The sequence below is a fragment of the Streptomyces africanus genome (assembly GCF_002150735.1).
Lineage (GTDB): Bacteria > Actinomycetota > Actinomycetes > Streptomycetales > Streptomycetaceae > Streptomyces > Streptomyces africanus.
The window spans coordinates 1-7,263 of sequence record NZ_MUKA01000475.1 but is presented as its reverse complement, the minus strand read 5'-3'; the positions used below and the strand labels follow the sequence as shown (position 1 = coordinate 7,263).

3 protein-coding genes and 2 pseudogenes are annotated in these 7,263 nt (G+C 72.3%); 2 read left to right on the top strand and 3 right to left on the bottom strand.

The window, feature by feature from the left end; genetic code table 11:
* The first annotated feature begins 474 nt into the window (after positions 1-474).
* A complete protein-coding gene (locus CCL05_RS40175; RefSeq protein ID WP_086565536.1) occupies positions 475-873 on the top strand; it encodes an ATP-binding protein in 399 nt (132 codons plus the stop codon).
* A gap of 11 nt (positions 874-884) precedes the next feature.
* Here the strand turns inward: CCL05_RS40175 and CCL05_RS46740 are convergent.
* Positions 885-1,070: pseudogene (locus tag CCL05_RS46740) on the bottom strand (FMN reductase); the annotation flags it as partial.
* A gap of 217 nt (positions 1,071-1,287) precedes the next feature.
* On the opposite strand from CCL05_RS46740, the gene CCL05_RS40170 reads away from it, so the two are divergent.
* Positions 1,288-2,418 (top strand): hypothetical protein, encoded by a 1,131-nt coding sequence (locus tag CCL05_RS40170; protein ID WP_086565535.1) that lies wholly within the window; start codon positions 1,288-1,290, stop codon positions 2,416-2,418.
* Between the two features lie 106 nt (positions 2,419-2,524).
* On the opposite strand, the gene CCL05_RS40165 is transcribed toward CCL05_RS40170, so the two are convergent.
* Together CCL05_RS40165 and CCL05_RS40160 are read right to left on the bottom strand one after the other, a co-directional pair.
* Entirely contained in the window at positions 2,525-6,055 is a 3,531-nt protein-coding gene (locus CCL05_RS40165) for a CHAT domain-containing protein (RefSeq protein WP_244204563.1), read from the bottom strand.
* Positions 6,056-6,445: 390 nt separating this feature from the next.
* Positions 6,446-7,263: pseudogene (locus CCL05_RS40160) on the bottom strand (alpha/beta fold hydrolase); the annotation flags it as partial.

Here is a 7,263-nt window from a genome sequence, read left to right as displayed (position 1 = left end):
TCCGGGGGCCGCGTCGGCGGGGGCGGCACGGAGGCGGGCGGTGAGGTCCCGTCCGGGGTTCCGTTCCGCCCTGCCGGTCCCGGAGTGGTGCTTCCCCCGTTGTTCCCGGCGGTGTTCGGCCGGGGTTCCGATGTCCCGCCCGCTGGCGCGGTCGCCGTCATGCCGTCCCCTCACGACGTGATAGATGGTGTTCCCGCTCGGCGGCCCGACGCGGAGCCCCGTACAGAAGCTCCACCGCGCAACGACCGCCCCTCACCACCCACCATAGGGACAACGGCCGTACCTGTCCGCAGCGTTGACTCCCCCATCACCTCCTCACCCCGGCACCCCGCCTCGTGTACAGCCCCCTCCCGTACAGGCGTCGCTGCTGGTGACACGCCGGTCGCCGCCGTCACGCTGGCGGCATGCACAGTCCTTCCCCCCCAGCGGCACCGGCCGGTCGCCTTCGGTCCCGTCTCCCCCGCCGAGTTCGCCATGGCGTTCACCTCGACCCCGCGCGGCGCCCGCCTCGCCCGGCTCTTCGTCGCGCAGTGTCTGGACTCCTGGGGCCACCCCTACGACAGCGGCATCAACGAGACGCTGACCCTGATCACCGCCGAGCTGTGCGCGAACGCCGTGCAGCACGGACGCCTTCCCGGAAGGGACTTCCACGTCCGGCTGGCCGCCGAGGCGGACGGCCGGCGGCTGCGCGTGGAGGTCTCCGACACCCGCGCGGAACGCCGGCCCGCCACCACCGCCCCCACCGACCCCGAGGCCGAGTCCGGCCGCGGCCTCCTCCTCGTCGCCGCTCTGGCCGACACCTGGGGCGTCACCGACCGCCGCTCCGGGCCCGTGTGGGCGTCCGTGAGCGTGCCCTGGCCTTCAGCGACATGAAGCCTGCGCCCGTCGACGATCCGGCTCCACCGGCGGGTGTGCCCGCGGTGGTGGACGCCGGTCGACGGGTGTTCCTCCTCGTCCAGGAAGAGCAGGCGCAGATCACCGATGGCCAGGGGCACGAGGTCCGCGTCGAGCGCTTCGGCGCTCGGGGCGAGGACCTCGGGGGCCCATCCGCCGACGGCGGGGCCGAGCGCGCACGCGTGCCTGTTCTCGCTCGTACGGCGCCCACCTGTACACCCGCGCCCCGTATCCCAACGCGGCGCCGAACGCGCGACGAGACGCTAGGGTTGCGCCTCAAGGGGAGGCCACCGAGCGGCCGTTGTGCCGCTCGCCGAAGCAACGCGCGGAGACGGCAGCCGGGGCCCGCGCCCGCAGTTCGGCCGGCCGCGGAACAGTCTGGGGGAACGCGCCGTGACAGACGTGCCGACGCACGCTGCCGACACCGGTACGGACGAAGCTGACGAAGCCGCCGAACGGAAGGTCGTCGAGCAGGAGCAGGCCGAGATCAAGGACTTCGTCAAGGGCCTGAGCGCGGACGACATCAAGTCGGGCAACTGGTTCAGCAAACTCGCCGCCCATGCCATGAATTCGTACACCGAGAAGGTCGACTGGCAGTACTTCCAGGACCGGTACGCGGGTGTGCCCGCGGACGCCATTGTGGATCAGCGGATCAAGATGGCGGCCCGTTACGCCGCGCTCGAAGGCGGGCTCTCCGCCGGGGCGTACACGGCGACCGTCGCCGCCACCATCGGAAGCCTCGGGGGTGCCTCACCGGCGACCGTTCCCGCGGCCGTGGCGACCGTGATGGTCGACATCGCGTTCATCACCCAGCTCCAGCTGCGCCTGGCCTACGACATCTCCGTCCTCTACCGGGTCCCGCTCGACGTGCACGACCCCGAGGACCTGTGGAAGCTGATCCGCGTGGCCCTCACCATCAAGACCGGGGAAGCGGCCAACAAGACCGTGGTCAAAGCGGTCCCCGCCCTGGTGCGACCGTTGGTCAAGCGCTTCTACTCCAAGTCGGTGCTCGCCGCCGGGAAGGCGCTCCCCGTCGTCGGGAAGCATCTCCTGCAGCGCAACGTCATCAAGATCGGTATTCCCCTGGTCGGCGTCCCCCTCGCCGTCCTGCTGAACCGCTACACGACCCTGCTCGCCGGCCGGCACGCGCGGGCCGTCTTCCGGAACGAGGCGCGGGTGATCGAACTCGCCGAGGGGATGAGCAGGAGCAGCCGGCACCCGCAGTTGATGCTGTGGGTCGCATGGATCGTCATCAGGGCGAACTCCAAGATCGCCGACGACGAGGCGCTGCTGATGCGGCATCTGGTGAGGCTGGTCCGGGAGCGGCACGAGGTGGTCGACGAGCAGCTCGCGCACGTCGTCGACATCGACCCGGCCGAGGTGTGGAAGCGCCTGGAGGCCGAGCAGGGCGATCTCAACGACGTACTCGACGCGGCAGAGCGCGTGGCCGCCGTGGACGGTGACGTCGACTCCCGTGAGAAGGCGGTCCTCGCGGAGCTTCGGGAGCGGTGCCGCCGGGGATGATCCCGTCGTGCGGCGAAACACCGACCGTCGGGCCCTCGGCCACGTTCGGTCAGGACCTCGTCCACGCCCGTCACCTCACCCGCATCCTGCAGGGCCTCGGTCCCGTCTAGGGTCCCGCGTGCACCTGGCAAGCCCACAGGCTCGGGGTCCCCGGATACGTGTCGCGCAGGGTGCGTACCGCCCGGTGCAGGGCCTCGGCCGTGCGGGCGACGTCGAGTGTGCCGTCGCCCGTGTTCAGGTCCTCGTACACGCTGAGCGCGACCTCGGCCCCGATCGCGTCGTCCACGTGCCACAGCGAGCCGACCACATGAGGGAAGCCCGCCATCTGGAAGGCGCTGACGATGTGGACAGCCTCGTCGGCGAGCTCGGGGCTGGTGTGCAGGGTGGCGCAGGCGGAGAGGTAGGCGAGCCGGACCGACGGCAGCCGCAGCCGGGCCAGGTCGCGAACGGACAGCGGGTGTTCGGTGTGGTCGTGCAGGACGAGCCGGCTGCCGGACGGGCGCTCCAGGTCACCCAGGGCGTGGCAGGCGAAATGCGCGTAGGCGTGGCGGCGCAGGGCGGAGACGACCGCCGAGTGAGTGGCGGAGGCGTCCGCCAGCAGCGCGGCACCGGGGAGCAGGCGGGCCAGGTGCTCGGCTTCGCGGCGCGCGCCCGGGAGCGGGGCCTGTCCGGTGGCCTCCGCGACACTGACGACGAGGGTGCCGGTGGCCGCCGGGCGGGCGGCGCGCCGACGGGCGTGGTGCAGGGCCCGCAGTGTCGGCGTGTACGAGGAGACCACCCGGTCCAGGGCGCCGGGGGCGCCGCCGGCGGGCGCTGCCGCGTGCAGGGGCAGCGTGCCCAGCAGGCCGCCGGGCGACCACCACACGCGGGTGGCCCCGGCGAGGCGGTCGAGGACCGGGCCGGTGATCGCCTGCCAAAGCCAGGTGAGGGTTTCCCGCACGTCCTGCTGGGCGCGCTGCGACTGTTTGCGTGAGGTTCCGGGGGTCTCGATGCGGACCAGCGCCTCCTCGAAGGTCCGCCGGCGCTTGGCCGTCGTCCGCGGGTCGAGACCCGGAAGCGGTACGGCGTCGATGGAGTGCTCGGTGACGACCAGGGCGTCGCTGCCGTACGGGGAGACGTTCACCAGGACCACCGGGCCCGCCGCGGCCGTCGCGCGCAGCTCGTGTTCGTCCCAGTCCCGTACCGGACGCAGCAAGCCCAGTTCGGGGTGCTCGGCGCGGATCCAGTCGGTGAGGTCCCGCCACTCCGCGGCCAGACGCTGCCGCAGATCGGCCCGGGATTCCAGGCCCGGCGACCCCTCTTCCGGTAACTCCCCACCGTCGGTCGCCGTGTCGAGGGCGTCCCGGAGCTCCTCGAAGCGGGCGGCGAGGCCGGGGGCGGTCTCCCGGAGCCGGGTCAGATCGCTGTCGGCGTCGAAGGCGTGGGAGAGGATCACGCCCCTGGCCTGTTCGAGCAGACCGACCGCGAGCCCGGGACGGCCGCAGCGCACCGCGCAGGCAGCGGCGGCGGCGCCCAGGCCGACGGTCCGGCTCAACAGGAACTCCTGGTCGTCGCGGACGAGCTGGCGGGGGGCCGCGGAGTGCAGCAGATCGACCGCCGCCATGTAGCCGTCCAGGGCGCGGTCCCAGTCACCCAGCTCCGCCCGGACCTCGCCCCAGGCCCGTGCCGCGTTCAGCCGCACGGAAGGCGCGCACTGCTGCTCCAGGGCCGCTTCCCGGAAGATGTCGGCAGCCTCGGCCAGATCGGCCCGGCGACGACGCCGGTCCAGAGCCAGGTCGTACAGGACGCCACCGAGGGCGCCCAGGCGGAACGTGCGCTTGGGGTGGCCGGGCGGAGTGGCCTCGACGGCCCGGCGGTGCAGCGCGACCACCTCGCGCCGGGCGGCCGACGACAGCAGGGTGCGCGGGCTCTCCATCCGTGCGGCCGCGGCCACCACCAGGGCGCCCGGCAGGTCGGGCGAGTTCGCGGGCAGTGCCGCGATCACGGCGTCGGCCAGCTCCCGCGCCTCACGGGCCACGCCGGCCCCCGGCGTCCGCTGGTGGAGAGTCAGCAGGGCGATGGCGAGGCGGAACCGCCGACGGGGCAACTGGGGGTCACCCTCCGGGGTCAGTGCCAGGGCCTGCCTGAGAAGCTCTATGGCCTGGTCGAGTTGGGTGACCGGGTCGGCGGCGCGCTCGTGGCCCGTCAACAGGCTGCTCCCCGTCGAGCTCAGCAGCGCGGCATGATGGGCTCGGCCCAGGCCGGGCAGCGTGGTGGCCCGGCGACGGCACTCCCGGGCCTCCCGAAGGTCCTCGCCGTCCCCGGTCAGGCGGTGACGCAGACTCAACGCCGCACTGAGGTTGAGCAGCCGCAGCCCGAGCACTCCGTGTCCTTCGGGGGTGAGTGCGACCGCTTCCCGATGGGCTTCCACGGACGCGTTCAGTTCCTCTGCTCTTCCCGAGCGTTCATGGCAGGCCATCAGGACCAGGCCGAGGTAGTTGAGTGTCACGGGACGGTCCGGGTGGCCCGGCGGCAGTAAGGCCTCGCTCTCTCGGATGCGGCGCAGTGCCTCGTCCAGGTCCGCCCCGTTCCTCTCCGGATCGCGTGTGTAGCGGGTGTACAGGGCCAACGCCGGACCGAGGAAGGACGGCTGCGGGGCGTCCGTCGTCCCCGCGGACGCGGTGGTGGGGCCGGTGAGGTCGAGCGCCGCTTCCAGATCGGCCGGGGTTCCGGTCCTGACGGAGCGGAAGCGCAGAACGTTGCCGAGTGCGTTGTGCAGGGCTGCCCTCTCCCCCGGATGCCGAGCCGCCCGGAGTGCCTCGTCCAACACCTGGGCCGCCTCGTTCAGGTCCTCCACCCGGCCGGTGTGCTGCGCCCTCAGGACGAGCGCCATGCCCAGATCGTGGCCCGCCACCGCAGGCCCCTGCGGATGGACGGAGAATCCCCGACGGCACACGTCCACCACTTCCTCGCACTCCTCCGCCGTCGCCCCCTCCACCTGCCGCAACATCAGCAGAGCGCGCCCCAATGCGTCGAGTCCGTGGGGCAGGTGCGGGTGCCCGGACGGCAGTTGTGCCACCACGTCACGGGCGATGCCGACCGCTTCGTGCAGGTCCTCGGTGTCGAACGACTCCCCGTAGCGCTCCTGGAGCCGGCGGCCCAGGCCGTCCAGGGCGAGGATCCGTGCCGGGGAATCGGCCGGGGTCCGCTTGACGGCACTGTGGATGAACCGGACCGGGTCCCCGTCCGCCAGGTCCCCGAACGGCCAGGTCGTCGCGGCGAAGGCCACGGCGCGGGCCAACTCTTCGAGCCGGTCCGCGAACCAGAGGTCGTATTCCCAGGTCGCGAGCACGGCGAGGCTGCCGCTTCCAATGGCGCTGGCGAGCTGCTCCTTACGGGAGGGGGCCGTCGCGGCCAGCATCGTGGCCATCTTGTGGAGCCGAAGGAGGTCTTCGGGGGCGTCAGGCGGCGGGGTGTGCTGCCGGCCCTGCGCCGCGATCAGGGCCGCGGCGCACAAGGCCGACCACTCGGAGGGACCGTCCGCGTTCGCGGGGTCGGGGCGTGCGGCCGGATCGGCGGACGCGTAGCCCGCTGCCAACTCCGGTGGCACCGACTCCGGATCGGCGACCCACACCGGGAAGAGCAGTGTGCCGGCCATGGCCCCCAAAGATCACGCACGTCGGGCCTCATCCAGACGAAGTCACGCTGGATGGAGGGAATGACGACACTGCCCTGCAGCAGGTTCTCAACCTGAGAAATGATCTTGTCGTTTGCAAGCCCCATCGCTGCCGCCCCCAATGTGCGGTGATCTACAGCACACACCATAACTGTCGTCGCGGCCCGCGGTCTTGTCCGCTGTACGGGACCACCCCGAGGCCTCGCTCAGATCGCCGCCCAGAGATTTTCCTGACGGGCGCGGACCCCCTACATGATCTCGCTATCGCACCAACAGCAACGGCCGCCTAACCGGCGGACCGTCCCGATCGACGGCGCGATGCCATCCTGCACGTCCCGACGCCCGAGTTCAGGCACCGTCGACACCACCGGCTTAGTCAAGAAAGGCCGCCAGAGCGGTCACGAACCACCCCCGATCGTCCAGCCACGGAAAGTGCCCCGCCCCGCTCTGCACGACCAGTTCGGCGCTCGGGAACAGCCCGGCGTACTGCTTCATCACGCGCGCAGGCCCGGCCACGTCGTACTCCCCCGCCAGCACAAGGACGGGCGAGGAAAACAGGGCGAGGTCGGAACGGGTGGCGTCGGGATCGAAGGCACCGTCGGAGGCGTACACAGCGGCGGCTTCGTCGTTGCGCTGTCGCTGTTCCGCCGCGCGGAGGGCACGGGCCTCGTCGTCCCACCGGCCGTACCAGAACGGGGCGACGGCGTCCCAGTCGCCGGCCGTCGCCCGGCCGGCCGTGATGGCTTCCAGGGACGCGTACGCCGGGGCGAACCACGGTTCGTTCCGGCGCAGGCGTGCCGTCTCCAGGCGGTCCTCGGCGGTGATGCCGAGGCCGNNCCGGGTGGCGGGCCGTGTACAGCGCGGCCAGATTCGCACCGGCGGAGTGCGCGAGCAGGTCCAGCCGCTCCAGCCCCAGTTCCTCGCGCAGCGCCTCGACATCGGCGACCTGCCGGTCACAGCGGTACGACGCCGTGTCCCGCGGCACGGCCGAACCGCCGGTACCCCGGAGGTCCAGCCGGATCAGGGTGCGGTGCGCGGTCAGGCCGCCCAGGTCCCCGAGGTAGACCGAGTCCTGCATCGGGCCACCGGGGAGACAGACCAGGGGCGGCCCGTCCCCCGTCACGTGGTAGGCGAGGGGGGTGCCGTCGGGGGCGGTGAAGGTGGGCTTGGGCGTGAGGTTGGCAGTAGGG

Excerpts from the sequence above, each read along its gene's own strand:
- CCL05_RS40175 (WP_086565536.1), top strand. The coding sequence starts at position 475 with ATGGCGTTCACCTCGACCCCGCGCGGCGCCCGCCTCGCCCGGCTCTTC.
- CCL05_RS40165 (WP_244204563.1), bottom strand. The coding sequence starts at position 6,055 with ATGGCCGGCACACTGCTCTTCCCGGTGTGGGTCGCCGATCCGGAGTCG.